The 26,941-nt window shown below is 61.9% G+C and carries 26 protein-coding genes and 4 pseudogenes; 23 read left to right on the top strand and 7 right to left on the bottom strand.

The window, feature by feature from the left end:
• Positions 1-77: 77 nt before the first annotated feature.
• The 3 genes and pseudogenes from ACQB61_RS11350 to hemB form a co-directional block, all read right to left on the bottom strand.
• A complete protein-coding gene (locus ACQB61_RS11350) occupies positions 78-563 on the bottom strand; it encodes an RDD family protein (RefSeq protein ID WP_430512692.1) in 486 nt (161 codons plus the stop codon).
• Positions 564-672: 109 nt separating this feature from the next.
• Positions 673-1,931: pseudogene (locus ACQB61_RS11345) on the bottom strand (threonine ammonia-lyase).
• 209 nt (positions 1,932-2,140) lie between these two features.
• Complete coding sequence (gene hemB, locus ACQB61_RS11340) at positions 2,141-3,190, bottom strand: porphobilinogen synthase (protein ID WP_430512691.1); 1,050 nt, start codon at positions 3,188-3,190, stop codon at positions 2,141-2,143.
• 292 nt (positions 3,191-3,482) lie between these two features.
• Between hemB and ACQB61_RS11335 the strand changes: the two genes are divergently transcribed.
• From ACQB61_RS11335 to ldtR, 5 genes and pseudogenes are all read left to right on the top strand, one after another.
• The gene (locus ACQB61_RS11335) at positions 3,483-4,622 is read left to right on the top strand and encodes an isobutyryl-CoA dehydrogenase (RefSeq protein WP_430512690.1); all 1,140 of its coding nucleotides are present in this window, start codon (positions 3,483-3,485) and stop codon (positions 4,620-4,622) included.
• 40 nt (positions 4,623-4,662) lie between these two features.
• Positions 4,663-5,717: pseudogene (locus ACQB61_RS11330) on the top strand (enoyl-CoA hydratase/isomerase family protein).
• Positions 5,718-5,772: 55 nt separating this feature from the next.
• Positions 5,773-6,186 (top strand): DUF6163 family protein, encoded by a 414-nt coding sequence (locus ACQB61_RS11325; protein ID WP_019962546.1) that lies wholly within the window; start codon positions 5,773-5,775, stop codon positions 6,184-6,186.
• A 68-nt stretch (positions 6,187-6,254) separates the two neighbouring features.
• Entirely contained in the window at positions 6,255-7,142 is an 888-nt protein-coding gene (mmsB, locus tag ACQB61_RS11320; protein ID WP_430512689.1) for a 3-hydroxyisobutyrate dehydrogenase, read from the top strand.
• A 161-nt stretch (positions 7,143-7,303) separates the two neighbouring features.
• A complete protein-coding gene (ldtR, locus tag ACQB61_RS11315; RefSeq protein WP_430512688.1) occupies positions 7,304-7,816 on the top strand; it encodes a transcriptional regulator LdtR in 513 nt (170 codons plus the stop codon).
• Positions 7,817-7,902: 86 nt separating this feature from the next.
• Here ldtR and ACQB61_RS11310 read toward each other — a convergent pair whose 3' ends face one another.
• From ACQB61_RS11310 to ACQB61_RS11300, 3 genes are all read right to left on the bottom strand, one after another.
• Complete coding sequence (locus ACQB61_RS11310) at positions 7,903-8,220, bottom strand: serine hydrolase (protein WP_430512687.1); 318 nt, start codon at positions 8,218-8,220, stop codon at positions 7,903-7,905.
• A 109-nt stretch (positions 8,221-8,329) separates the two neighbouring features.
• The gene (locus ACQB61_RS11305) at positions 8,330-8,425 is read right to left on the bottom strand and encodes a serine hydrolase (RefSeq protein ID WP_430512686.1); all 96 of its coding nucleotides are present in this window, start codon (positions 8,423-8,425) and stop codon (positions 8,330-8,332) included.
• Entirely contained in the window at positions 8,416-8,784 is a 369-nt protein-coding gene (locus ACQB61_RS11300; protein WP_430512685.1) for a serine hydrolase, read from the bottom strand. The genes ACQB61_RS11305 and ACQB61_RS11300 overlap by 10 nt, the downstream gene beginning before the upstream one ends.
• 143 nt (positions 8,785-8,927) lie before the next feature.
• Between ACQB61_RS11300 and ACQB61_RS11295 the strand changes: the two genes are divergently transcribed.
• The 12 genes from ACQB61_RS11295 (at position 8,928) to ACQB61_RS11240 (ending at position 21,622) form a co-directional block, all read left to right on the top strand.
• Positions 8,928-9,839: a LysR family transcriptional regulator gene (locus ACQB61_RS11295; RefSeq protein WP_430512684.1), complete on the top strand. Its 912-nt coding sequence runs from the start codon at positions 8,928-8,930 to the stop codon at positions 9,837-9,839.
• Positions 9,840-10,135: 296 nt separating this feature from the next.
• On the top strand, positions 10,136-11,428 hold the full coding sequence (locus ACQB61_RS11290; RefSeq protein ID WP_430514354.1) for a L,D-transpeptidase family protein: 1,293 nt from the start codon (positions 10,136-10,138) through the stop codon (positions 11,426-11,428).
• A gap of 136 nt (positions 11,429-11,564) precedes the next feature.
• Entirely contained in the window at positions 11,565-11,789 is a 225-nt protein-coding gene (locus tag ACQB61_RS11285; RefSeq protein ID WP_430512683.1) for a DUF6898 family protein, read from the top strand.
• Between the two features lie 208 nt (positions 11,790-11,997).
• Positions 11,998-13,305 carry a serine hydroxymethyltransferase gene (glyA, locus tag ACQB61_RS11280; RefSeq protein WP_430514353.1) on the top strand — a complete coding sequence of 436 codons (1,308 nt, stop codon included), beginning with the start codon at positions 11,998-12,000 and terminating at the stop codon, positions 13,303-13,305.
• Between the two features lie 168 nt (positions 13,306-13,473).
• Positions 13,474-13,956: a transcriptional regulator NrdR gene (gene nrdR / locus ACQB61_RS11275; protein ID WP_334251489.1), complete on the top strand. Its 483-nt coding sequence runs from the start codon at positions 13,474-13,476 to the stop codon at positions 13,954-13,956.
• A complete protein-coding gene (gene ribD / locus ACQB61_RS11270) occupies positions 13,953-15,122 on the top strand; it encodes a bifunctional diaminohydroxyphosphoribosylaminopyrimidine deaminase/5-amino-6-(5-phosphoribosylamino)uracil reductase RibD (RefSeq protein ID WP_430512682.1) in 1,170 nt (389 codons plus the stop codon). The genes nrdR and ribD overlap by 4 nt, the downstream gene beginning before the upstream one ends.
• 1 nt (position 15,123) lies before the next feature.
• Positions 15,124-15,738 carry a riboflavin synthase gene (locus ACQB61_RS11265; RefSeq protein WP_430512681.1) on the top strand — a complete coding sequence of 205 codons (615 nt, stop codon included), beginning with the start codon at positions 15,124-15,126 and terminating at the stop codon, positions 15,736-15,738.
• 85 nt (positions 15,739-15,823) lie between these two features.
• The gene (gene ribH / locus ACQB61_RS11260) at positions 15,824-16,273 is read left to right on the top strand and encodes a 6,7-dimethyl-8-ribityllumazine synthase (protein ID WP_050471310.1); all 450 of its coding nucleotides are present in this window, start codon (positions 15,824-15,826) and stop codon (positions 16,271-16,273) included.
• A gap of 6 nt (positions 16,274-16,279) precedes the next feature.
• A complete protein-coding gene (gene nusB / locus ACQB61_RS11255) occupies positions 16,280-16,825 on the top strand; it encodes a transcription antitermination factor NusB (protein WP_430512680.1) in 546 nt (181 codons plus the stop codon).
• A 1-nt stretch (position 16,826) separates the two neighbouring features.
• Positions 16,827-17,858 (top strand): thiamine-phosphate kinase, encoded by a 1,032-nt coding sequence (gene thiL / locus ACQB61_RS11250; RefSeq protein WP_430512679.1) that lies wholly within the window; start codon positions 16,827-16,829, stop codon positions 17,856-17,858.
• A gap of 105 nt (positions 17,859-17,963) precedes the next feature.
• Positions 17,964-19,202: an MFS transporter gene (locus ACQB61_RS11245; protein ID WP_430512678.1), complete on the top strand. Its 1,239-nt coding sequence runs from the start codon at positions 17,964-17,966 to the stop codon at positions 19,200-19,202.
• Between the two features lie 290 nt (positions 19,203-19,492).
• Positions 19,493-21,622 (top strand): sodium-translocating pyrophosphatase, encoded by a 2,130-nt coding sequence (locus ACQB61_RS11240; protein WP_430512677.1) that lies wholly within the window; start codon positions 19,493-19,495, stop codon positions 21,620-21,622.
• Positions 21,623-21,840: 218 nt separating this feature from the next.
• Here the strand turns inward: ACQB61_RS11240 and ACQB61_RS11235 are convergent, their stop codons facing one another.
• Positions 21,841-22,278, bottom strand: a complete 438-nt coding sequence (locus ACQB61_RS11235; protein ID WP_430512676.1) for an outer membrane protein assembly factor BamE — start codon at positions 22,276-22,278, stop codon at positions 21,841-21,843.
• A gap of 130 nt (positions 22,279-22,408) precedes the next feature.
• Between ACQB61_RS11235 and ACQB61_RS11230 the strand changes: the two are divergent.
• The 6 genes and pseudogenes from ACQB61_RS11230 to ACQB61_RS11205 all read left to right on the top strand — a co-directional run.
• Positions 22,409-22,962 (top strand): annotated as a pseudogene (locus ACQB61_RS11230) (ubiquinol-cytochrome C chaperone family protein).
• Positions 22,955-23,518: a YceD family protein gene (locus ACQB61_RS11225; protein WP_430512675.1), complete on the top strand. Its 564-nt coding sequence runs from the start codon at positions 22,955-22,957 to the stop codon at positions 23,516-23,518. The pseudogene ACQB61_RS11230 and the gene ACQB61_RS11225 overlap by 8 nt, the downstream one beginning before the upstream one ends.
• 210 nt (positions 23,519-23,728) lie before the next feature.
• Positions 23,729-24,793 carry a phosphate acyltransferase PlsX gene (gene plsX, locus ACQB61_RS11220; protein WP_430512674.1) on the top strand — a complete coding sequence of 355 codons (1,065 nt, stop codon included), beginning with the start codon at positions 23,729-23,731 and terminating at the stop codon, positions 24,791-24,793.
• Entirely contained in the window at positions 24,790-25,767 is a 978-nt protein-coding gene (locus ACQB61_RS11215; protein ID WP_430512673.1) for a beta-ketoacyl-ACP synthase III, read from the top strand. The genes plsX and ACQB61_RS11215 overlap by 4 nt, the downstream gene beginning before the upstream one ends.
• Positions 25,768-25,918: 151 nt before the next feature.
• A complete protein-coding gene (locus ACQB61_RS11210; protein ID WP_019962525.1) occupies positions 25,919-26,233 on the top strand; it encodes an integration host factor subunit alpha in 315 nt (104 codons plus the stop codon).
• Positions 26,234-26,261: 28 nt separating this feature from the next.
• A pseudogene (locus ACQB61_RS11205) lies at positions 26,262-26,499 on the top strand (MerR family transcriptional regulator); the annotation flags it as partial.
• Between the last annotated feature and the right edge of the window lie 442 nt (positions 26,500-26,941).

Here is a 26,941-nt window from a genome sequence, read left to right as displayed (position 1 = left end):
TAGAGATCGAAATTTTTCTGCCCTCAACGTCCTTACGTAAGGGCAGAAATTGGTCATTTTGACAGGCCTTGATGGCGTCAATAGCCACGCTGTGAGTTGACCACCACAGTGCCAAGGATGATGTCGTGCAGCAGACGCTTGCGGTCTGACACGAGGCTGACCAGCAGCACCAGAGGTGTCAGCAGGGTGACAGAGAACCAGAACAGCAGCGCGTGCATCGCCGCCAGCAGGGCATAGGGCTTGCCGCCGTGCCACAGGCGCATCTCTAGGCCCATGGCGCGCATCCCCAAGGTTGAGGCCCGCTCGCCGCCCAGAGTGATGGCCGTATAGGTCAGCGCTACGCCCTGCCACAGAAAGGCATAGGCGAGCCAGGCGAGACCCAGCGTGAAAATGCCCAGAAAGAACACGAGGATACCGGCCAGAAGTGTAAAGAAGGCAATGATGGCCGTGTCGATCAGGAAGGCCATGACGCGCTTGCTGCGCAGCCCGCTGAAAAGCGCAGGATCATCCTCTGCGCCAAAGCCGCCGCGCCGGGGTTCCAGAATTTCAGCCTCATAGGACATTGCAGCCTCCTGTTGTTCTCTTCATGTGGGAAGAACAGGAGGCGCAGTCAATTGTTCCGTTCCAGATTGTCTTGGGCCTTTCGGGGGCCCTGCCATCTGGCTGACGGGGTCAGGCCATTACCTCGGCCACATTCATCTGCCGCACCGCATAGCCTCGCTCGCGCAGGGCTTCGATGATGGTCTGGCCATGGGGGGCATCGAAGGTCTCAAAAGTGACATCCAGCGTCGCGCCCTTGGCAGGCACATTGAGGAACAGCCGGTGATGCGACACGTCCACCACGTTGCCACCGCGCCCGCCGATAATGGAGGCGATTTCGCCCAGCACGCCCGGCCGGTCCGGCGTGTCGATGCGCACCGATACGAGGCGGCCATCGCGCGACAGCTCGCGGATCACGATGGAGGAGACGAGGCGCGGGTCGATGTTGCCGCCGCACAGCACCAGCCCCACCTTTTTGCCGCGGAACAGGTCCGGCGCCGTCAGCAGGGCGGCAAGACCGGCAGCGCCCGCGCCTTCGGCCAGGGTTTTCTGTTGGGTCAGGAACAGGTTGATGGCCCGTTCGATGGCGCTTTCCTCAGCCAGAACGATATCGTCCACCAGCTCGCGCACGATCTTGCGGGTGAGAGCGCCCACGTCCTTGACGGCGATGCCTTCCGCTATGGTCGGTCCGCCGCAAGGCAGGTCTTCGTCATGCATGGCGCTCCACATGCCCGGATAGAGCCGCGACTCGACGCCGATAATCGAAATATCCGGTTTGGCTCCTTTGGCGGCGATTGCCATTCCGGAAATCATGCCGCCACCCCCAACCGGGACGATGAGGCATTCAAGATCCGGCACGTCTTCCAGCATCTCCAGCGCGATGGTGCCCTGGCCGCGGATGACATGCGGGTCGTCAAAGGGGTGGACCCAGACAAAACCCTTTTCTTCCGAAAGGCGTTGCGCTTCAGCCGTTGCGCCCACCAGCGTGTCACCGGCCAGCACCACCTCCGCGCCATAACCGCGGGTGGCGGTGATCTTCACGAAAGGCGTCGTCTCCGGCATGACGATGGTGGAGGGAATGCCGAGCCGGCCGGCGTGATAGGCAACCGCCTGCGCGTGGTTGCCAGCTGACATGGCGATGACGCCACGCCGCCGCTCTTCTTCCGTCAGCGACAGCAGTTTGACCAGCGCCCCGCGCTCCTTGAAGGCGTTGGTGACCTGCATGTTCTCGTACTTGACGAAAACCTCGGCTCCGGTCAGCGCCGACAGCTTCGGAGCAGGCAGAAACGGTGTGCGCAGCACGGCCCCCGGATCAGACGCGCCGCATCTTCCACATCGGCAAGGGAAAGCGGCAGGGTGCCTGCGGTCTGGCTGTCAGTGCGGGTGGGCATGGGTCCGTCCGGAGATGGGCGGCCTTGTGAAAGGCCGCACGGTTTGTTGAAAATCCTGACCCGGCCCTCGTCATCCGGCCAGTGCCGGAGGCATGGCGGAACGGGGAAGCCGGGGAGCAGGCTGGTTCAGAGAGAGGGGCTGACATGCCTTGGCTCTCTGGTTCCGGATCTCAGCAATGCTGGCGCGGAAACACTGCGGCTGGGGCTTGTCAGCAGTCGGGCGGCCCCTCAGAGGCCGCTTTTGAGAAGTTCTGCCACGCGGGGGCGAAGTAGGTGAGGATCCCATCCGCTCCGGCACGCTTGAAGGCAAGAAGGCTTTCCAGCATGGCGCGCTCGCCGTCAAGCCATCCGTTGGCGGCAGCGGCCTGGATCATCGCGTATTCGCCCGACACCTGATAGGCATAGGTCGGCATGCGGAAGGTGTCCTTTACCCGCCAGACAACGTCCAGATAGGGCATGCCGGGCTTGACCATCACCATGTCGGCGCCTTCGGCAATGTCCAGTTCCACCTCGCGCAGTGCTTCGTCCGTGTTGGCCGGGTCCATCTGATAGGTGCGCTTGTCACCGATCAGCGTCTTGGAGGTGCCCACCGCATCACGGAAGGGGCCGTAGAAGGCCGAGGCGTATTTGGCGGCATAGGCCATGATCTGGGTTTCGCGGTGGCCATTGGCATCCAGCGCCCGGCGGATGGCGCCGATGCGCCCGTCCATCATGTCGGAGGGTGCGATCACATCTGCGCCGGCTTCAACCTGGGTCAGTGCCTGGCGGCAAAGCTGATCGACGGTCTCGTCATTCAGGATGCGCTCGCCGTGCATCAGTCCATCGTGGCCGTGGCTGGTGTAGGGATCCAGCGCCACATCGGTGATGAGACCGATGTTGAGACCTGCCTGCTTGATGGCGCGGCAAGCGCGGCAGATCAGGTTCTCCGGATTGAGTGCTTCGTTGCCGTTGTCATCGCGCAGGGCGGGATCGGTGTAAGGGAACAGCGCCAGCGCCGGGATGGACAGGCTCGCCGCATATTCGGCCTCGCGCACAGCTTCGTCTACCGACATGCGCTCAACGCCCGGCATGGAGGGCACCGGCTGGCGGATGTTGCTGCCATCGACGAGGAAGATAGGCCAGATCAGGTCATTCACGGTCAGAGCATTTTCCTGCACCAGCCGGCGCGCCCAGTCGGCGCGGCGGTTGCGGCGCAGGCGGCGGCCGCCGAGAATATCGTCAATGTGCTCGGGGGAAACGCTGTGGAACGGGCTGGACATGGGGCGGGTCCTGGAGTTCGTGAGTCTTGGTTATGCGTGATGGGCGCGGACTGTAACAACAGCGCTGCCATCGCGCTATAGGGACGACTGCGGCATCGTTATCTTGCTGCATGTGTGCGGGCCATTTGCCCAACCCATAGGCCAAAGAGACGATCTCCCGCCAAATTGACGTTAAAGTCAAAACGGGCTACCCCAAATTGACAGGGTTGAAAGGTGGATCGGACAGGCAGGAGGAGAAGCTGCCGCCAGTCTCCACCTTCGTTCAGCCCTCCGTGCAGGCGGGAGGAGCCACATGGACTTTGCCTTGAACGAAGAGCAGCGCGCCTTTCAGGAGGTGGCAGCCAGCTTTGCCCGTGACGAGATGGAGCCGCATGCGCGGGAATGGGACGAGAAGTCGGTCTTTCCGGTGGAGACCCTGCGCAAGGCTGCGGAACTTGGTTTTGGCGGCATCTATGTTCGCGAGGATCTGGGCGGCTCCGGCCTGACGCGGCTTGACGCGGCCTTGATCTTTGAGGAACTCGCCAAGGGCTGCACCTCGACGGCTGCATACATATCCATCCATAACATGACCGGCTGGATGATCGACCGCTTCGGCTCGCAGGAGCTGCGCGAGCGCTATCTGCCGGACCTGTGCAGCATGCGCCGCTTCGGCAGCTACTGCCTGACAGAGCCGGGCGCGGGCTCGGACGCGGCAAGCCTCAGAACCCGCGCCGTGCGGGACGGGGACAGCTATGTTCTCAATGGCACCAAGGCCTTTATTTCCGGCGGCGGGGTGTCGGATGTCTATATCGTCATGGCCCGCACGGGCGGGGAGGGGCCGGGCGGCATCTCCTGCTTCGTGGTGAACAAGGGGACACCGGGACTGAGTTTCGGGGCGCAGGAAGTGAAACTCGGCTGGAAGAGCCAGCCGACGGCGCAGGTCATTTTTGAAGACTGCCGCATTCCGGCGGCAAACCGTATCGGCGAAGAGGGCGAAGGCTTTAGGTTTGCCATGGCAGGGCTGGATGGCGGACGGCTGAACATCGGCGCCTGCTCGCTGGGCGCTGCGCAGACATGCCTTGAGCGCAGCATTGCTTATATGAAGGACCGTCAGCAATTCGGCCGCTCCCTCTCCACCTTCCAGGCCTTACAGTTCCGGCTGGCCGACATGGCGACGGAGCTGGAGGCCGCCCGTCTGCTGCTGCACAAGGCGGCAATGGCAGTAGAAGAGAAGGCCGCTGGAGCCACGCGCCTTGCGGCGATGGCCAAGCGTCTTGCGACGGACACGGGCTTTCAGGTGGTCAACGAGGCGCTGCAGCTGCACGGCGGCTATGGCTACTTGCGCGACTATCCCATCGAGCGTTTCCTGCGCGATGTGCGGGTGCATCAGATTCTGGAAGGCACCAACGAAATCATGCGCGTCATCATTTCGCGCGATCTGATCGGTCGCTGAGGCAGACCAATTTCAGCTGCAGCCGGGGAGACAGAAGAGCATGAGCGACAGCGCGGACGAGGTCCTGTTCGAGGTGGCGGGGCAGGCGGGGCTGATCACCCTGAACCGGCCCAAGGCGCTCAATGCGCTCAGCCACGGCATGGTCAAGGCCATCGCCGCCCGGCTGGATGACTGGGAGACGAACCCGGCTGTCACCCGCATCGTGCTGCGCGGCAGCGGCGAGAAGGCCTTCTGCGCTGGCGGCGACATCCGCCAAGTCTATGACATGGGCGTCCTGCAGGGCCTCAAGAGTGCACCGGAGCAGACAAGCTTCTTCGCGGATGAGTACATCCTTAATAGCCGCATCAAGCATTTCCCCAAGCCGTGGGTATCGCTGATCGATGGTATCGTCATGGGCGGCGGTGTGGGCCTGTCGGTGCATGGCTCGCACCGGGCAGGGACCGAGAAGACGCTCTTTGCCATGCCCGAAACCGGCATCGGCTTCTTCCCGGATGTGGGGGCAGCTTCTTCCTGCCGCGCATGCCGCGCCGCACCGGCTACTACTGCGCGCTCACTTCGGCGCGGTTGAAGCAGGCCGATGCGCTGCTGACCGGCGTGCTTACCCATGCGGTGGCCTCCGCCTCCATTCCGGCGCTGACGGAAGCGCTCTGCGCCGGGGAGCCGGTGGATGCAGCGCTTTCCCGCTTTGCGGTGGATGCAGGCCCTGCGCCACTGCTTGAAGTGATGGATGAACTGGAGCGCGTTTTCGGTCTCTCCAGCGTTGACTCGATCTGGCGGGCGCTAAGTGCAAGTGATTCAGACTTCGCACGAAATTGCCTGGGGATGCTGGCCAGCAAGTCGCCCACCAGCCTGACTCTGACGTTTGAGCAGCTGAACCGGGGCGCGGAGCTGAATTTCAACGGCTGCATGCGGATGGAATTCCGGATTGTCAGCGAGATCCTGAAGCACACGGATTTTTATGAGGGCGTGCGCTCCGTGCTGGTGGACCGGGACAATGCACCGCGCTGGCAGGCCGCAAGCCTTGCGGAGGTGGACAGGACGGGGCTGGGGGCTTATTTCGGAAAGCCAGAGGGCGGCGATCTACCGCTGCCCTGAGTGAAGGCATGGGCACGGGCAGAACCGCCGCGTGCCTCTTCCCGCAAGGCCAGCCATGATCACAAGCTTTCAGGATCTCCTCAAGAACCGCCCGCCCTGGAGCACCGTGCTGCTTTGGTATCTGCGCTGCATGGCGCTGCTGCTGATTGCGGGCGGAGTGATCCACTGGGCGCGCATCGTCGGCTTCACGCCATGGCGCGGTGCGTGGTTCTGGGAAATGCCGGTCGAATGGCAGACGGCAACCGTCTTCTTCGCCGTGCTGGATCTGGTGGCGGCGATCGGCCTCTGGCTGGCGGTGTCCTGGGGCACAGTGATGTGGCTGTTCCGGGCGTTCAGCCAGATCGTCATGCATACGGCCTTCTCCGACATGTTCGGGCGGCGGCCTTACGAAATCACGTTCTACCTGGCGACCATCGGCATTTATCTGCTGCTGGTCTATCTGGTGGAGCAGGAACACAGAAAGAAATAGCCGGACCGGCCATGGCCCCTGCCTGATGCTGCTCCGGACGAGAGTCTGCGAACCGGGAGGAATGCGTCATGGCATCAGTGGGTTTCATCGGTCTTGGCAACATGGGCGGCCCGATGGCTGTCAATCTGGTCAAGGCGGGACATGCGGTAAAGGGTTTCGACCTCTCGCCGGAAGCCAAGGCTCAGCTTGAAGCCGCAGGCGGCAAGGCGGTCGCATCTGTCGCCGAAGCCGTGCGTGATGCGGATGTGGTGGTTTCCATGCTTCCGGCAGGCAAGCATGTGCGCGCCGTCTACACCGGGGAAGAGGGCGTTCTTGCCAGTGCCCGGCCTGGCACTCTCCTTATCGACAGTTCCACCATCGACGTCGACAGCGCCCGCGCTGTCGCGCAGGCTGCTTCTTCCGCAGGCATGGTCATGGTCGATGCGCCAGTCTCCGGTGGCACCGGCGGCGCGGCGGCAGGAACGCTGACATTCATGGTTGGCGGTGAGGACGACGCTTTTGAGCGCGCCAAGCCTTTCCTTGACGTGATGGGCAAAACGATCGTCCACGCCGGAGGCTCGGGTACCGGTCAGGCGGCCAAGATTTGTAATAACATGATACTCGGCATTTCCATGATCGCAGTTAGTGAAGCGTTTAACCTTGCCGAGCGGCTGGGCCTCGACGCCCAGAAACTTTTCGACATTTCATCCACAGCCTCCGGCCAGTGCTGGTCGCTGACAAGCTACTGCCCGGTGCCAGGTCCAGTGCCCTCTTCGCCCGCCAACCGGGACTACCAGCCGGGCTTTGCGGCGCAGATGATGCTCAAGGATCTCAAGCTTTCCCAAGAGGCGGCGCAGTCCTCGGGCGCTGCAACCCCCTTGGGTGCACAGGCTGCGGCCCTCTATGCCCTCTTCTGCAATTCGGGCCATGCGGGCACGGACTTCTCGGGCATCGTCCGGTTCCTTCGTGGTGAATGAATTCTTTCAATCACTCGAAACAGACGAAAAGTCTCCGGTAAATTTTAAGAGATGATTCAGCGTATCTCTTAAGCGGATTTTAGAAGCGCCTCTGTATGGTCAGTCTCAAGGTGGAAAAAATAACCACCCAATGACAGGTAGAAATATAGAGGCGCAAACAAATGATCTCAGCAAACAGAGCTATGGACGCCGTTGCTCAGGCAGAAGAGGACACGGAACTCAAGCCGCTGTACCTGGAAGCACTGACGCTCGTCGAAAGACTTCATCGCCGTCTTCTTGACGTCATCAAGGACGAGTTCGACCGTATGGGCCGTTCCGACGTGAACAGCGTGCAGGCCCTGCTGCTGTTCAACATCGGTGATGCCGAGCTGACGGCTGGTGAGCTGCGCACCCGCGGTTACTACCTCGGATCCAACGTCTCCTATAACCTCAAGAAGCTGGTGGAGACCGGTTACATTCATCATCAGCGTTCGCGCATGGACCGCCGTTCGGTTCGCGTCAGCCTGACGCCGAAGGGCCAGGAAGTCGCCAAGATCGTGAATGACCTCTATGAGCGTCACATTCTTTCGGTCGAGCAGGTGGGCGAGATCCACGCTGGTGACTTTGCCATGCTCAACAAGTCGCTGCGCCGCCTGGAGCGTTTCTGGACCGACCAGATCCTCTATCGTCTCTGATCTGCAGAGACTTCAGGCAGCACGAAATGAAAAGGCCCGTGCCGGACATCCGGCGCGGGCCTTTCTTTATCGCGGGATGTGCGCGGTCAATGTGCCTGGATGAGGCTGATCACGGCAGCGCTGATCTCCTGCAGGGCCGCATTCCGCGTGGCAAAGTCCGCCTCCACATCCGACACGAAAATCACGGCGATCCACGGTGCCTGGTCCGGCGGCGTGATCATGGCGATGATGTTGCGCGTCCGTTTGCCGCTGCCGGACTTGTCGGCAATCTGCCAGCCGTCCGGCGCAGTCTCGCGCAGGAGGGCGCCCGTGACACCGCCGCCGCTCATCCACTCCGTCAGCTGATTGCGGGAGGCGGGGGTCAGGATATCGCCGAGGAGCAGCTTTTCTAGTGTCGCGGACATGGCTGCGGGGAGGTGGTATCGCGTGGATCACCGGCCTTGAACGTATTCATTGCCGGTTCAAGCCTGTCCAGACGGCTGACGGTGTCGCCGACCTCACGGAAAAACGCCGTCACCGCTTGCGTACCCCAAGCCGCTTGATCAGAAGATTGGCGGCAGTGTTGTCGCTCATGTCGACGGTTGCCCGGCACAATTCGCTCAGGGACATGGACTGGCCCACTTTTTCTCTGTCACGGGCGCGTAGGACAGGATTTCGGAGCGGAGAATGGGCAGCTTCTCATCAAGGCTCAGCGTTCCTGCATCCGCTGCGGCCAGAACGGCGCCACAGAGCGGGGCCTTGAAGGTGCTGTTCATCAGAAACCGCTCATCGGCGCGATTTGTCCATGTCCAGCCGCTGCCGGTGTCATGCAGCGCAACTCCAACGCGGGCATTCAGCCGGGTTTCGATTTTGGAAACAACTTCAGTGAGTTGAGCGTCTGCCGGATTTGCGGCGGCGGGGGAGGCCAGAAGCAGGGCCAAGGCAAAGGCCTGAGCGGACCGGCAGAGATGGGAAAGCGTTTTGGGCATGATCAATCCTTGGAAATTCCGTGCGCATGAAAATGCACTGGCGGTTAAGCAACATCAGTTGATGTCATGGCCTTTTCTATTTCGGCTTGCATTTGGCACTCAAACGACAAATCTTCAGGCGCGACATTAGGAAAAGTAATGCGATGGACCGGCCAGATCTTCCCCTCAATGCGCTGCGTGTCTTTGAAGTCGCCATGCGGCAGGGCAGCTTTACGAAGGCTGCGGTCGAACTGCGCGTGACGCAAGCCGCCGTTAGCCATCAGATCGCAAGACTGGAAGATCAACTCGGTGTGATCCTGTTCCAGCGCACCTCTCAAGGTCTCGTGCCGACGGATGAAGCGCGGCTGCTTGCGCCGGTTCTCGAACACAGTTTCGATGTGATCGGCCGCACGCTCGACTGGTTTCAGGGCAAACGGCACGTGGAAGTGCTGAATATCGGCGTCAACACAACCTTTGCCCTTGGCTGGCTGATGCCGAGGCTGGATGCTTTCTGCAACGCGCACCCTGAAATCGACCTGCGGATTTCGACGAACAACAACCGGGTCGAGATCCTGCGTGAAGGTCTGGACATGGCCATTCGCTTTGGCGCCAGCGGCTGGAGCGGGCATGATGCGCTTCCGTTGATGGAGGCGCCCCTGTCGCCCCTTTGCGCCCCTCAGTTGGCGAGCCAGCTACATGAACCATCTGATCTTGCGAAGATGCTTCTTCTGCGCAGCTATCGCAGCGCCGAGTGGCCGCAATGGTTCGAGGCGGCCCGGACACAAGTGCCGCCAATCAAGGGGCCGGTCTTCGACAGCTCGGTTGCGCTGGCGGAACTGGCGGCTGATGGTGTTGGGGCAGCGCTCCTTCCTGTTGCCATGTTTCAGCGCCAGATCTTGCAAGGACGGCTTTTCCAGCCGTTCCCGATTACGGTTGCTGCCGGACGCTATATTCTGGTCTGGCCCTCGGACCGCCCGCAAACGCGGGCGATGGCCGCCTTCGCGCAGTGGATTTCAGAAACCTGCCGTCTGCCCGAAGAAACTGCCGCGGCAGCTCATGCAGAAAACGCAGTGTAGCCTTGCTGCAGCAGCGCTCGCTTTTTGGCTGAGATGTGTTTACTGGACATGTTTCGGCCATAAACCCCTGACTATTGGTCATCATCACTGCTGTGCCATGAGCATAGACAGCGGCTGACGGTTGCGCAGGGGTTTTCACCGTTTGGGCATGCGGCGGCCGAACGGGCCTAGGCTGCAATTTGTTAAGCCGCCGTGTGGTTAACTGGAATTCACCGGCTTGCAGACGGCGCAGTATCTGCAGATCAGCACAGGCAAGGTGAACCTCCACGCGATGCGAAAGGGAGCGACGGGTGTTGTTGCGCAACGGGAATCAGATCACGAAAGTTTCCGCCACTCTGGCCCGCGCGGCGGCTCTGGCAGGGGCGTTGACAGGCATTTACGCAGGTGCGGCAAGCGCTCAGTCGCCTCTTGAGGCTCTGCAGCAGTACAATCAGCGCGCCGAGTGGGAAGACCGTTTCGACGCGACGCTACAGGATCTGCAGTCGATCAAGACTGCGACGCCAACTCTCGCTCCGCAGACGGCTGAATATGTGGCGGCTGCCATCAACCAGTACTCCATGATCGTGCAGCGCGGCGGATGGGAGACGGTGCCCACTCCCAGCAAGACGCTGCGCATTGGCGCTGAGGACAATATCGTTGCCTCGCTCCGCCGCCGCTTGATCGCTTCGGGTGATCTTGAGCAGCAGGCCGGTGTCTCCACGACCTTCGATTCCTATGTCGATTCCGCTCTTCGCCGGTTCCAGGTGCGCCACGGCCTCATTCCGGATGGCACGCTTGGGCAGACCACGCTCGCAGCCCTGAACATTCCGGCCGATGTGCGCCTGCGCCAGCTGGAAACCAACCTGGTGCGCCTGCGTTCCCTCTCCGGGGATCTGGGCGAACGCTATGTGATGGTGAATATTCCGGCGGCTGAAATCGAGGCCGTTCAGAACGGCCGCGTGCGCTCGCGTCACACAGCTGTCGTCGGCAAGATCGACCGCCAGACCCCGATCCTGAATTCCAAGGTCTATGAGGTCAATTTCAATCCCTACTGGACCGTGCCGGTTTCGATCATCCGCAAGGACCTGATCCCGAAAATGAAGCAGGATCCGGAGTATCTGGCCAAGAACAAGATCCGTATCTTCGACTGGAAGAACAACGAGCTCTCCTGGCAGCAGATCGACTGGAACTCGGACGAAGCAACGAAGTATCAGTTCCGGCAGGATCCGGGCGAGATCAACTCGCTGGGTGCCATCCGCATCAACTTCCACAACACCCATCAGGTGTATCTGCACGACACGCCGTCCAAGACGCTGTTTGGCACCGACAACCGCTTCCATTCGTCTGGTTGCGTGCGCGTCCAGAACGTGCGGGACCTGGTGTCCTGGATGCTGGAATCGACCACGCCGGACTGGAACCGGACCCGCGTTGACCAGACCATCCGCGACGGCCTTCGTGAAGACGTGAAGCTCAAGACTCAGGTGCCCCTGTACCTGACCTACATCACGGCCTGGGCCAACGAAGACGGCACGGTGCATTTCCGTGAAGACATTTACAACCGTGACGGCCTTTATGGCGACGTTGCAGAACTGCAGCTGCCCGGTCAGTGAGCTGCAGCATCAGATGAGACTGGAAAAGGGAGCTCCGGCTCCCTTTTTTGTTGCGCGGCGTAAAATGATGCCCATCTGATCGTCTTAAGGCGCCTCTATCAGACGCTGCCCGTTTTCTTTTTCTGGAGATGCCAGCATGTCCGGTCATGCCAAGGGTGAGGTCTATCTGGAGTTTGTCCCCATCGGCCGTCAGGTGAAGGTGGTGGCGATTGATGCGGCGACCGGTGTCGAAGTCTCGGTGATCGGCCCGGTCAATGCGGCACAGTCCGATCTGCAGGCGCTGGCTCTTCGCAAGCTGGCAAAGCGCCTCGCTGATGAAAACGGCACGCAGGAAGCGCCGCGCGGGGGCTGGACCGCGTAAATTTATGCGCCATTTCCGATGTGGATCAGATCAGTGCCGGATTTGCGGAGCGCTGTGACGGTCTGCCACTTGGTTCACCGGAATGCCTATGCTAAGTGCAGGGCTCCCGAAAGGGCCAATGCCGGAGCAATGTCATTTGCCCGCGCTTGGGCGGAAGAAAGGGCGAAGGGGCCCTTTGTGAATCGCTGAAAAGGACCTAGCCATGTCGATGTCGGATACCTTGGCCGGCGAGCCGATCTACACCGGTTTCTTCACTCAATCTCTGGCAGATGCCGATCCGGATATCTTCGGCGCCATCCAGAAGGAAGCCGGCCGTCAGCAGCACGAGATCGAGCTGATTGCCTCCGAAAACATTGTCTCCAAGGCCGTTCTCGAGGCTCAGGGCTCGGTCCTGACCAACAAGTATGCCGAAGGCTATCCGGGCAAGCGCTATTACGGCGGCTGCCAGTATGTGGATATCGTCGAGACGCTTGCCATTGAGCGTGCCAAGGAGCTGTTCGGCGCAAAGTTCGCCAACGTGCAGCCGAACTCGGGCAGCCAGATGAACCAGGCCGTCTTCCTCGCGCTGCTGCAGCCGGGCGACACCTTCATGGGCCTTGACCTCAACTCCGGCGGTCACCTGACCCACGGCTCCCCGGTCAACATGTCCGGCAAGTGGTTCAACGTCGTGTCTTATGGCGTGCGCAAGGACGATCATCTTCTCGATATGGAAGAGATCGAGCGTCTGGCGCATGAGCACAAGCCGAAACTGATCGTTGCCGGTGGTACCGCCTATTCGCGCATCTGGGACTGGAAGAAGTTCCGCGAGATCGCTGATGCCGTCGGCGCCTACCTGATGGTCGACATGGCTCACATCGCAGGCCTCGTGGCCGGTGGCGCGCATCCCTCGCCGGTGCCCCATGCCCATGTCTGCACCTCGACCACGCACAAGTCCCTGCGCGGCCCGCGCGGCGGTCTGATCCTCACCAACGACGAGGACATCGCCAAGAAGATCAACTCGGCCGTGTTCCCCGGTCTTCAGGGCGGCCCGCTGATGCACGTGATTGCTGCCAAGGCTGTTGCCTTCGGCGAAGCCCTGCGTCCGGAGTTCAAGACCTATGCTGCGGCTGTCGCGGCCAATGCCAAGATGCTGGCCCAGACCCTTCAGGAGCAGGGGCTGGACATCGTTTCCGGCGGCACGGACAACCATCTGATGCTGGTGGATCTGCGCCCGAAGAACGCCACCGGCAAGAAGGCGGAAGCCGCTCTTGGCCGCGCCAACATCACCTGCAACAAGAACGGCATTCCCTTCGATCCGGAAAAGCCCTTCGTCACCTCCGGCGTGCGTCTCGGCACCCCGGCTGGCACGACGCGCGGTTTTGGGCTTGCCGAGTTCCGCGAGATCGGCATGCTGATCACCGAGGTTCTCGATGGCCTGAAGGCGGCCAACAGTGAGGAAGGCAACGCGGCTGTGGAAGCTGCGGTGAAGGCCAAGGTGATCGAACTCACTAGCCGCTTCCCGATCTACCCGGCCTGACAGCCAGATTGACGAGTACAAGAACCGGTCCGCGCCCTCCGGCGCGGATCGTTTGCATTCTGCCCGGATTTCGATGAGCTTACGGCCTCGAGATTCTTTGCGCCGCAGCGGTGCTTGAGGCTTTGCAGGGCGCTGCATTTAAGGGCCCTGGTATAAGGAACGGATGACATGCGTTGCCCTTTTTGCGGTGGTGAAGAGACCCAGGTTAAGGATTCCCGCCCGACGGAAGACAACACGGCCATCCGCCGCCGCCGTGTCTGCTCCACCTGCGGGGGACGGTTCACCACCTTCGAGCGGGTGCAGCTGCGCGAGCTGATGGTGGTCAAGCGTTCCGGCCGCCGTGTGCCATTTGACCGCGAAAAGCTGATGCGCTCTGTTGAGATTGCCGTGCGCAAGCGCCCGGTTGACCCGGAGCGGATCGAGCGTATGGTCAGCGGTATCGTGCGACAGCTGGAAAGCACCAGTGAAGGCGAGATCACCAGCGAGATGATCGGCACCCATGTGATGGAAGGTCTGAAGACCATCGATGATGTGGCCTATGTGCGTTTTGCATCCGTATACCGGAACTTCCGTGAAGCGCGTGACTTCCGCGATCTTCTCGGTGAACTGGGCGGTTTGCCCGGCAATGACGAACCCCAGGAGGATGCGTGAGCGAAGCTGAGGCTGTTGCTGTTGCGCCTGCCACCGGCAGCAAGGTTGCCGTGACCGGGATTGACCGCCGCCTGATGCAGGCTGCTGCCGCCCTTGCGGCGCGCGGGCAGGGGCAGGTCTGGCCCAATCCTTCGGTTGGTGCCCTTGTCGTGCGTTTTGAGGATGGAGCCCCGGTCATCGTGGGCCGGGGTGTGACTTCGCGTCCCGGCGGGCCGCACGCTGAAGTGAGCGCGCTGCGGCAGGCGGGCGAGCTGGCTCGCGGAGCCACCTGCTATGTTACGCTGGAACCTTGCTCTCACTACGGCCGCACGCCGCCCTGCGCGCTGGCGCTGCGTGATGCGGGCGTTGCCCGTGTGGTGATCGGTTGCCTTGATCCCAGCCCGCGTGTGGCCGGGCGGGGTGTTGCCATGCTTGAAGAGGCAGGAATTTCCGTCTCGACCGGCGTCGAGGAAGGCCTCTGCCGCCTGCTTCATGCCGGGCACCGCCTGCGCGTCACCGATCAGCGTCCGGATGTGGTGCTAAAGCTGGCGCTTTCTGCCGATGGTGGCATTGGCCGCGTCGGCGAAGGGCAACTGGCGATCACCGGTATGCTGTCACGCAATGTGGTGCATGGCCTTCGCGGCAGTTGCGATGCCATTCTCGTCGGCATCGGCACGGCGCTGGCCGATGATCCGGAACTGACCTGCCGCATGGCTGGCATGAAGGACCGCTCGCCTGTGCGTGTGGTGCTGGACAAGGACGCAAGGCTGCCGCTGAAGAGCCGTCTCGTTCAGTCCGCAGCCGATGTGCCTGTGTGGCTGGTGGCGGGCAATCAGGCCGATCCCGAACGGGTGCAGGCGCTTGCCGATGCCGGTGTTCTGGTCATCCGCGTGCCCGCCAATGAAGACGGCATTGAGCCGAAGATTGCGCTGACGGCACTGGCGAACAGGGGCGTGACGCGCCTCATGGTGGAGGGCGGTGCGCGTGTTGCCCGCTCCTTCCTGCAGGCCGGTGTGGTGGATGAAACCTGGATTTTCCACGGCGTCGCAGAACTTGGGGCAGGGCGTATCCTGCCGTTTGACGGCGGGGCAGGCGGCTTTACCGCCGAGTACCCGGATTTCCGTCTGGTTGATACGGCCGTCTACGGGCCGGACAGGCTGCTGCGGTTCCGCCGCAAGGAGAGTTGAGATGTTCACCGGAATTGTCACCGATCTTGGCACCATTCTCTCCGTCACGGATATTCCTGCCGGCAAGCGCACGCGTATTGCGACGGTCTATGACGTGGATACGATTGACATCGGCGCCTCCATTGCCTGCGGCGGCCCGTGCCATACGGTGACAGCCAAGGGGCGTGACGAGGCTGGCGGCAACTGGTTTGAAGTGGAAAGCGGTGCGGAAACCCTGCGCCTGACCACGGCTGCGGACTGGAAGGCAGGGCAGAAGCTCAATCTGGAGCGCTCGCTCAGCCTTGGCACGGAACTGGGCGGCCATCTGGTGCTTGGCCATGTGGATGGCCTTGCCCGCATCGTCGAGCGGCGCGACCATCCGGATACGGTCTATTTCCGTTTCGACGCTCCACGTGCCTTCGCGCCCTTTATCGCCCGCAAGGGATCGGTAGCGCTGGACGGCACGTCGCTGACAGTGAATGAGGTGGAGGGCACGGAGTTCTCCGTCTTCCTCATTCCGCACACCCTGTCGGTAACCACCTGGGCCGAAAGGCAGGTGGGGGACAATGTAAACCTTGAAGTCGACATGATGGCGCGCTATGCCGCGCGCCTTGCCGAATTCCGCGAAGGGGCCTGAGGGGCACGCGCTCCGCAAAAGGCTGGACAAAATCGGGCAGGCATGGTTCCTGACCGCACCTCTCAGACAGAAAGCGACACGACCGATGAGCTCCGCGCCTCACCTCCTGATCATTGAAGCCCGATTCTACGAAGATATCGCCGATGCGCTCTATGAAGGGGCCGCCAAGGCGCTGGACGAGGCCGGTGCGACCCATGACCGGATCGCTGTCCCGGGCGTTCTGGAAATTCCGGCGGCCCTGTCCATGGTGCTCACCTCCATGGAAAACGACGGCACCTTCTATGACGGTTTCGTGGTGCTCGGCTGTGTCATTCGCGGTGAGACGACCCATTACGACATCGTCGCCAATGAGTCGGCCCGCGTGCTGATGGATCTCATCGTCGATGCTGACCTTGCCCTGGGCAACGGCATTCTGACGGTGGAAAATGATGAACAGGCCTGGGCTCGTGCCCGGGTCACCGACAAGGACAAGGGCGGTGCTGCCTCGCGCGCAGCGCTGGACATGATCCGTCTTCGGGAACGGCTTGGGGTTTGAACTGACATGACCGGCGAAGCCGATCAGAACAAGGGGCCGGAAATCCGTCCGGCCAACAAGCGTGGTGCCGCCCGTCTTGGGGCGGTACAGGCGCTTTACCAGATGGATGTGGGCGGCTCTTCGGTGACCGATGTGGTCAACGAGTTCACCGCCTTCCGCCTTGGCAAGGAAGTCGACGGCTACCAGTACCGCGACGCGGACGAGCAGTGGTTCAAGGACATTGTGCGCGGCGTTGTGGCCGAGCAGCTGCGTCTTGACCCGTTCATCCACACGGCGCTGGTGGAAGACTGGCCGCTGAAGCGCATCGACAGCCTGCTGCGTGCCATTCTGCGCGCAGGCAGCTATGAGCTGCTGCGCCGCCGCGATGTGCCGCCGAAGGTGATCATCTCCGAGTATATCGACGTGGCGAAGGCCTTCTACGCCGAGGATGAGCCGCGTCTCGTCAACGGTGTGCTGGACCGTCTGGCCCACCAGCTGCGCAGCGCCGAGCTGGAGCCGGTGGAGCCTGCAGCTGATGACAAAGAAGGTCAGGACGCGCAGGACGGCCAGTAATATGGCCAAAGAGGGGGCATATGCGGGGCTGGGCGAGTTCGACCTGATCGAGCGCTTCTTTGCCCCGCTCGCAACCGCTCCCGGCAGTCTCGCGCTCACCGATGACGCCGCCGTGCTGAAGCCCTCCGCCGGGCATGAGCTGGTCCTGACCAAGGACATGCTGGCGGCGGACGTTCATTTTTTTGCCAGTGACCCTGCTGATCTGGTGGCGCGCAAGGCCTTGCGCGTCAACCTGTCCGACCTTGCCGCAAAGGGTGCAAGGCCGCTCGGCTATCTGCTGGGGCTTGGCATTGGTGGAGAGCATGCCAAGAGCGGTGCCGCGCAATGGCTGACCGGTTTTGCGGCAGGGCTCGCAACCGATCAGGCGGAATTTGCGTTCCCGCTGCTGGGCGGCGATACGATCCGCAGCGGCGAGCGTATGGTCCTGTCCGTGACCGCTCTTGGCGAAGTGCCGGAAGGCCACGCAGTGCGGCGCAATGGCGCCAAGACAGGCGATCTGGTCTATGTCTCCGGCACCATCGGTGATTCTGCTCTCGGCCTTGCCCTGAGACTTGATCCGGGGTTGGCACAAAAGCTGTCACTTTCCCCCGTTCATACTGAGTTTCTGCTGAACCGCTATCTGCTGCCGCAGCCGCGTGTGGCGCTGGCTTCTGCCGTGCTGTCTCATGCTTCCGCCAGTCTCGACATTTCCGATGGGCTCTGTGCCGACGCGGGCCACGTGGCGCGACATTCGGGTGTGGACGTGGTCCTCGATGTGGACAGCGTGCCGCTTTCGGAGGCGGTCCGTGCTGCTCTGGCTTCCGATCCGGGCCTCATTGCCGCTGTGCTGACCGGCGGGGATGACTATGAGCTGTTTGTCTGCGTGCCGCCGGCCCAAGGTCAGGCCTTTGAGGCCGATGCCGCAGCTGCCGGTGTGCCTGTAACCTGCATTGGCCAGGTGAAATCATCCGCTGCTGACAAGCCCGCTGTCCATCTGACACGCGGCATTGCCCCTTTCACGCTTGCAGGGCAGGGCGGCTTCCGTCACTTTTAAGGCCTGTCCCGGCTTCCCGCAGTGGAGCCATGCCCTATCCCCGCAGATCGCCGCACCAGCCAGTTCTGCCCGGACCCTGCCCAAGAGCCTGTCTGGAGCCTGCCGATGTCATCTCAGCCCTCCCTTTCGCCTGTGCAGGACACCGCTGCCGATGGTGACCGCATTGCGCGCCGCAATGCCGCGATTCTTGCCGCAGCACAGGCTCTGGGTGGGGCAACGGCTTCGATCGTCATCGCCACCGGCTCGCTGACAGCAGCCTCGTTGCTGCCGGAAGCGCCCGGTCTTGCGACGCTGCCCATCTCCTGCATGATCCTTGGAACCGCGATAGGCACCCTGCCGGCCGGGGCCGTGATGAAGCGGGTGGGGCGGCGGAGTGGCTTTCTCGGCGGCTCTGTTCTGGGCTTCCTCGCCTCGTTGCTGGCCGCCTGGGCTATCCTCATCGGCAGCTTCTGGCTTTTCACGCTTGCCTGCGCGCTGGCAGGTACCGTGACGGCCTTTGTCCAGCAGTTCCGCTTCGCGGCCGCCGATACGGCGAGCGATGCCTTCCGCCCCAAGGCGATTTCCTGGGTGATGGCGGGCGGCGTCTTCTCCGGCATTATCGGGCCGCAGACGGTGATCTTCACCAAGGATCTCTTTGCGCCGGTGCTTTTTGCCGGGACCTATGCCGCGCTTGGCGGCCTGTTCCTGCTGATGGGCGTGATTCTTACCTTCCTCAAGGTGCCGCCGGTCAGGGAAAAGACTGTGGCGGATGCGCAGGCACGGCCGCTGGGCGTCATTCTGCGCCAGCCGTCCTTCATCGTCGCTGCCGTCTGCGGCATCAGTTCCTATGCCTTGATGAGCCTCGTGATGACGGCTACCCCGCTGGCCATGATCGGCTGCGGCCTCAGCCAGACGGATGCTGCCCTGGCCATCCAGTGGCATGTTCTGGCCATGTTCGGCCCGAGCTTCTTCACTGGCACGCTGATCGCCCGTTTCGGCGAGCGGATCATCGTTCTCACCGGCCTTGCGCTGCTGTGTGGCTGCGCCGTGGTTGCGCTCACGGGGCTTGAGGTGGCGCATTTCTGGAGCGCGCTGATCCTGCTGGGCGTTGGCTGGAACTTCGGCTTTGTCGGCGCCACCAGCATGCTGACCCGCTGCTACCGCCCCGCCGAGCGTGCGACGGTGCAGTCCTTCAACGATTTCCTCGTTTTCGGCTTCGTTGCGCTGGCGTCCTTCTCCTCCGGCGCGCTGCTGCATAACTTCGGCTGGGCGACGGTCAATCTGCTGGTCTTCCCGCTTGTCCTCGTCTGCGTGATCCTCATGTTCGTGCTGGCCAGAGGTACACCCGAACCGGCGTTGTCTTGATCTTCTTCAAGTAAAGCAACCGTAACGCAACCTGTTTTGCATGCGGTATTATCTGGAGAAGGATCTGCTGCATTGCGGTGAATGTTTTCGTGCGTCCTGCAAAAATAAACGAGGGCAAGCACTTGACCGGCCCCATGTTCATTCTGCTAACGTGACGCTGTTGCGCCTTGCTGCGGAATGAGATTGAACTTGCCGGAGCCCTGGCGCGCGTCGCAGCCCGTTGGAAGTCAAGATAAAATGCTGTCATAGAACGATCGGATTGCCGGGCTGCCCATTCAGTGGGAGGACTCATGACCGAGCTTGTCGTCGTCATTGCCTGCGGCCTTCTGGGCTTGGCTTACGGGGGCTGGGCAATCCAGTCTGTGATGGCATCCGATGCGGGCAACGCCCGGATGCAGGAGATCGCGGGGGCGATCCAGGAAGGCGCGCAGGCCTATCTGACGCGCCAGTACACAACCATCGCCATCGCTGGCGCGGTCATCTTCGTTCTCGGTGCCTGGCTGCTGGGCTTGGCAGTTGCCATCGGCTTTGCAGCAGGCGCCATTCTCTCAGGTCTGGCCGGTTTCATCGGCATGATGGTGTCGGTCCGCGCCAATGTGCGCACGGCCCAGGCCTCCAGCCAGAGCCTGGCGGCCGGTCTGGAGATTGCCTTCAAGTCTGGTGCTGTCACCGGGCTTCTGGTTGCTGGCCTCGCGCTGCTCGGCGTGACGGTCTATTTCGTCATCCTGACACGTCTGCTGGGCTATGACCCGACGAGCCGAAGCGTCATCGACGCGCTGGTGGCGCTTGGGTTCGGTGCCTCGCTCATCTCCATCTTCGCCCGTCTGGGCGGCGGCATCTTTACCAAGGGTGCGGATGTGGGTGGTGACCTTGTCGGCAAAGTGGAGGCGGGCATCCCGGAAGATGATCCCCGCAACCCGGCCACCATTGCCGATAACGTCGGAGACAATGTCGGCGATTGCGCAGGCATGGCGGCGGATCTGTTCGAGACCTATGCGGTGACGCTGGTTGCCACCATGGTGCTGGCGGCGATTCTCTTTGCCGGAACGGCGGCGACGGCTCCGGCTATGCTCTATCCGATGACGATTGGCGGGGCCTGCATCCTTACATCGATTGCGGGGACCTTCTTCGTCAAGCTGGGGGCCAACAACTCGATCATGGGGGCACTCTACAAGGGCTTCATCGCCACGTCCGTGCTTTCGCTCATCATCCTGTTTCCCGTCACGTCCTTTGTCTTCGGTGGCATGGATGTGGTGCTGACCACCAGCGGCGGGCTCTCCTTTACGCCCATGTCGCTCTATCTGTGCGGCGTTGCCGGTCTGGCCGTTACCGGACTGATCATTTGGGTGACGGAATATTACACCGGCACCGGCTATCGCCCGGTACGGTCCATCGCCCAGGCATCCGTCACCGGCCATGGCACAAACGTTATTCAGGGCCTTGCCATTTCGATGGAGGCTACGGCGATTCCGGCGCTGATCATCATTGCAGGCATCATTGTCACCTATTCGCTGGCTGGCCTCTTCGGCATCGCGATTGCGGTGACCACGATGCTGGCGCTTGCCGGTATGGTCGTCGCGCTTGATGCCTTCGGTCCGGTGACGGACAACGCCGGCGGTATCGCCGAGATGGCAGATCTTCCCGCAGAAGTGCGCGTGACGACGGATGCGCTGGATGCGGTGGGCAACACCACCAAGGCCGTGACCAAGGGCTATGCCATCGGCTCTGCGGGCCTTGGCGCGCTGGTGCTCTTCGCCGCCTATACGGAGGACCTGCGCTACTTCATCTCCAACTCTGATCAGTACCCCTATTTTGCCGGGCTGACGGTGGATACGCTCGATTTCTCTCTGTCCAACCCCTACGTGGTCGTCGGCCTCTTCTTCGGCGGGATGCTGCCTTATCTGTTCGGCGGTATTGCCATGACCGCCGTGGGCCGGGCTGCCTCTGCCGTGGTGGAGGAGGTGCGCCGCCAGTTCCGGGAGAAGCCGGGCATCATGGCTGGCACCGAGCGGCCTGACTATGGCCGGGCGGTGGACATGCTCACCCGCGCCGCGATCCGCGAAATGGTCATTCCCTCGCTGCTGCCGGTGCTCTCTCCGATTGTCTGTTTCTTCGCCATCAACGCCATTGCTGGCAAGGCCAATGCCTTCGCGGCTGTGGGCGCGATGCTGCTGGGCATCATCATCACTGGGCTCTTTGTTGCCCTGTCGATGACCTCCGGCGGCGGGGCCTGGGACAATGCGAAGAAATACATCGAAGATGGCCACCACGGCGGCAAGGGATCGGATGCCCACAAGGCGGCGGTAACCGGGGACACGGTGGGAGACCCCTACAAGGATACCGCTGGCCCGGCAGTGAACCCGATGATCAAGATCGCCAACATCGTTGCCCTGCTGCTGTTGGCTGTGCTGGCGCATTGAGGGAGAGAGGGCAGTGTTTAGATCGGATTGTCAGTCAGGCTCCCGTTCCTCTGCCCCCTCAAGGGGGAGAGGGGCACTGCGGCAAAGGAAGAGTGTTTTCCTCCTCCTTGCGTCCCTTGCAAACGCTGACCGGAAGGGGGCTCCAAACCTTCACCCAAACAAAAATCCCCCGGAAGAACCTTCCGGGGGATTTGCATTCTTGCAGCTTTCCGATCGGCTCAGAGGCCCAGTGACGGGTTGGCAGCGCCGCGCAGAATCTGCGTCAGGAAGCCATAGTCGGAGCCGCCGGTGCGGGTCTTGCGGCCGATGAAGTCGAAGACCTTGCCGTCCTGCATGCCGTAGTTGGCGATGTCCTTCACGAAGCCATCCTGATCGAAATAGATGGCGACCACCCGTTGTTCGACGATCTTCGGCTTCATGAAGGCGGTCGTCTCGGCGGTCTGGGAGATGTAGTAATAGGCGAGACCATCAATCTCGGACGTCGTGGACGGCGAGCCGAGGACCAGCTCAACATTCTCCTTGCTCGACCCCACCTGCACCTGCTGCAGCATGTCGGGGGAGATGGAATGGCCGTGATTGTAGGTCTGGGTGAAACATCCGCCTACGGTCAGCCCGAGGAGAATGGGAAGCATCAGCACATGCGCCTTGGTCTTCATTCGTCGTTCCTGTCCCGTCTGAACCGGCCTTGCAGTCCGGTGCGTATTTGAATTCGTTCCTTGGCAAAGCAAGTAACCTGCGTTAGGGCACAAGGCAACACCGTCCGCTCGGGATCAGTCGAGGCATTCCATGGTATTTGGCCTTTTCCGCCGCCGTACCCGGCCATCCGAATACGCTCTTTATGGCGCTATCGTGGCTCAGGCGCGTCAGCCTGCCTTCTACGCAGCACTTTCTGTGCCTGACACCGTGGATGGCCGGTTCGACATGATGATCCTGCATGCCGTTCTTGTTTTCCGCCGCCTGCAGGGGAAGGCAAGGAGGCTGCAGCCACTTCACAGGCCGTTTTTGACCTGTTTTTCCGCGATATGGACGCTTCCTTGCGGGAAATGGGTATCAGCGACAACCGCGTGCCAAAGAAGGTGCGCAAGATGGCTGAGGCCTTTTATGGCCGCGCAAGTGCTTACGGCGAGGCGCTGGACGCGGGTAATGCCGAGGACCTGGCGGCAGCCGTTGCACGTAATATCTTCACCGAAGCGCCCAATCCGGATGCCTGCGGCAAGCTTGCGCTTTACATGATGGATGCGGTCAAGACACTGGCGGACCTGCCGCTGGAGGACATCATGACCGCCAAACTCGCCTGGCCAGACGTGCCGGCGCTTGAGGGAACCCCGAATCATGACTGATGTGCCGACACCCTTTTCACACCGCTTTCAGGTGTCGCGTCTGGGCAACACGCCAAAGATCGTGGAATTGACCGCCGATGCGGATGCGCTCACGCGCATAGCCGAGGCTTACGGGCTCGACAGCCTCACCCGCTTCTCCGCCACGCTGGAAGTGCGGCCGTGGAAGAAGGCCGGTGTCTTTGTCACGGGCGATCTGGAGGCAGAAGGGGCGCAGCGCTGCGTCGTCACGCTGGTGCCGCTGCCTATGAGCGTGAAGGACCATTTCGAGCGTGCCTATGAGCCGGAACTTGATCCGCGCCGCCGCAATCCGGACCTTGGCGAGGACGGAGAGATCGAAATCGATCTGGAAGCCCCGGAGCCGCCCGATGCGATCGAGGATGGAATGATCGATCTTGGCGCGCTCGTCTGTGAGCAGTTCGTCCTTGCGCTGGATCCGTTCCCGCGTGCAGCTGATGCGGAACTGGAGTTCGAAGCACCCGCTGAGGTAGAAGAGGAAGAAGAAAAGCCTTCGCCCTTCAAGGTGCTTGAGCAGCTCAAGAACAAGGACAAGCCATAAGGGGGATCGGGCGAGGGGCAAAAACGGTTGTTTCCCGCCCCAAAACCGTTATGTTCGCCGCGCTGTACCTGCAAGATGGCGGACTGCCCCTTTAGCCACCCCGGCGTGCTGTGGCGGATCTGCCAGTATCAGTGTGGCAGTCTCGAGATGCTTTCGCGGCCTTCGGCCCTGATGAGCGCTCCCAAGCGAATGGACGACAAGAACCTTCAGATGGCAAAACCCATTCATATTGCCCTTGATGCCATGGGCGGCGACGCCGGCGCCGAAATGGTGCTGCCGGGGGCTGAGATTGCGCTGCTGCGCCACCCCGGAATCCGGTTTCTGATTTTCGGGCAGGAAAAGATCGTCCTGCCGCTGCTGGAGAAATATCCGCGCCTGCGCGATGCCTCGACCTTCTTCCATTGTGAGGTTGCTGTGGGCATGGATGCCAAGCCCAGCCAGGCGCTGCGCCAGGGGCGCTGGCGTTCCAGCATGTGGCGAGCCATCGAGGCCGTGAAGAACGGCGAGGCTGATGTGGCCGTGTCCGCGGGCAACACCGGCGCGCTGATGGCCATGTCCACCTTCTGCCTGCGCACAATGGCCAATATCGACCGCCCCGCCATCGCCGCCATCTGGCCGACGGCACGCGGAGAAAGCGTGGTGCTGGACGTGGGCGCCACCATTGGAGCCGATGCACAGCAGCTGATCGATTTCGCCATTCTGGGCGGGGCAATGGCCCGGGCCCTGTTCGGCGTCGAGAAACCGACTGTCGGCCTTCTCAACATTGGCGTGGAAGAAGTGAAGGGCCTGGAAGAGGTCCGCACCGCCGGCCGCATCATGCGTGAGGCGCCGTTCCGCTCCTTCTCCTATGCCGGTTTCGTTGAAGGCGACGATCTGGGCAAGGGTACCGTCGATGTGGTGGTGACCGAAGGATTCGCCGGCAACATTGCGCTCAAGACTGCAGAAGGCACCGCCAAGCAGATTGCAGGGTATCTGCGCGCTGCCATGAACCGGTCGCTGTTCTCCAAGCTCGGCTATCTGCTGGCGCGCGGAGCCTTCAACCAGCTGCGCGAGAAGCTTGATCCGCGCAAGGTTAATGGCGGCGTGTTCCTCGGCCTCAATGGTGTCGTGATCAAGAGCCATGGCGGCACCGACGCGGAAGGCCTCGCCAGCGCCATCGCCCTTGCCCATGACATGGTGCGCAACGAACTTCTGCAAAAGATCTCCCAGGACCTGGTCCACTATCACCGTGGCCGTTTTCCCGTGTCCGCTGAAACTCCCGAAGGTGACGAGTGACCACCATCCGTTCGACCGTTCTCGGCTGCGGCAGCTATCTGCCCGAGAAAATCCTCACCAATGAAGACCTCGCCCGTATGGTGGACACCACCGACGAGTGGATCGTGCAGCGCACCGGCATCCGCCAGCGCCACATTGCCGCCGAGGGCGAGTTCACCTCCCATCTGGCGATCAAGGCTGCCGAGCGGGCTCTCGCCCATGCAGGCGTCTCGGCGCAGGATATCGACACCATCATTTTGGCAACCGCAACGCCGGACAACACCTTCCCGTCTACAGCGGTGCAGGTGCAGGCGGCCCTTGGCATGCGCCACGGCGTGGCCTTCGATGTGCATGCGGTCTGCTCGGGTTTCGTCTTTGCCCTGACGACTGCGGATACGTTCATTCGCTGCGGTCAGGCAAAACGCGTGCTGGTGATCGGTGCCGAGACCTTCTCCCGGATTCTCGATTGGAACGACCGCACCACCTGCGTGCTCTTTGGCGATGGTGCAGGCGCTGTCGTGCTAGAGGGGCGTGAGGCTTCCGGCACCGTGGCTGATCACGGGATCTTGACCTCGCATCTGCGCTCGGACGGTCAGCACAAGTCCAAGCTTTACGTGGATGGCGGCCCCTCTTCGACGCAGACGGTCGGCCACCTGCGTATGGAAGGCAAGGAAGTCTTCAAGCATGCAGTGGGCATGATCACGGATGTGATCGAGGACGCCTTCAAGGCCACTGGCCTGAGTGGTGAAGATCTTACCTGGTTCATCCCGCATCAGGCGAACCGCCGTATCATCGACGCCAGTGCAAAGAAGCTGGATATCGCGCCTGAAAAGGTTGTCGTGACGGTCGATCTTCACGGAAACACTTCTGCGGCGTCTATCCCATTGGCGCTTGATGCTGCCGTAAAGGACGGCCGCGTGAAGTCCGGTGACCTCATCATGCTCGAAGCCATGGGCGGGGGCTTCACCTGGGGATCGGTCCTGTTGCGCTGGTAAGCAGTTTTGACGGGACTGTGTCATCACCTTGCGTGAAGCTGGCTGCGTTCATATCTGCGGTTGACCCTCGTTTCCGGACGCAATACCGTACGTCCGGAAAAGAAGTTCCACTGCAAAATCAGCCGGATCACGCTCCGGGCGAGGAGGAGGCATGGGTAACAGGACCATCACGCGCGCTGACCTTTGTGAGGCCGTCTACCAGAAGGTAGGTCTGTCCCGCACGGAATCCTCCGAACTGGTCGAGCGGGTGCTTTCAGAGATTTCGGATTGCCTGGTGACGGGCGAATCCGTCAAGCTCTCCTCCTTCGGGTCATTCCTTGTGCGCTCCAAGGGCGAGCGCATCGGGCGAAATCCGAAAACGGGCGAGGAAGTTCCGATCTCGCCGCGCCGGGTGATGGTTTTCAAGCCCAGCAACATTCTCAAGCAGAAGATCAACGAGTCGCTGGCAGGCAACGGCAGCGACTGAGCTTCCGAACCGGTGACGCAGCATGAGCATGTCTGAAAAAAGCCCGGATGCTTTCCGGACCATCAGTGAAGTGGCGGAAGATCTCGATCTTCCCCAGCATGTGCTGCGCTTCTGGGAAACCCGCTTCACCCAGATCAAGCCGCTGAAGCGCGGCGGCGGGCGGCGCTATTACCGCCCCGATGACGTGGAGCTGCTGCGCGGCATCCGCCATCTTCTTTACGGCGAAGGTTACACAATCAAGGGCGTCCAGCGCATCCTCAAGGAGCAGGGCCCCCGTTTCGTCATGCAGATCTGGCGCGAGGACGCCATTCCGCTGGCTGCCGCATCTCGCATGGATGATATGGACGGCGAGGAAGCCGCAGACGTGCCCGCACCGCCTCAGCGCAAGCCGCAGGTGGTGATGCAGGAGCCGGAGCCCCCCGTGATACGGGCGGCCTGCCAAGCGAGGTTCTGCCGCGTGGCCTTCTGGCGGAAAATGATCCGCGCGCGCACGCCGGACAGGGCAAGGGCTTCCGCTTTATGGAGCGCTTCCTGTCTGACCGCAATGAAGAGGCGGGCCTTTCCAAGGACGATGTGCGCCGTTTGCAGGCGACTCTGTTCGAGCTTCTGGAGTGCAAGCGCCTGCTGGATCAGGCGCGATAGAACGCTGGATGTGCCGAAAGGCGCTGGACGGACACGTCCGGCGCAGGGCGCGCATAGTGTTTGCTT

Source organism: Pannonibacter phragmitetus (assembly GCF_050510895.1).
Classification (GTDB): Bacteria; Pseudomonadota; Alphaproteobacteria; order Rhizobiales; family Stappiaceae; genus Pannonibacter; species Pannonibacter phragmitetus_B.
Note: the sequence above shows the minus strand (reverse complement) of the source record. Positions and strands in the feature narration are given on the sequence as shown.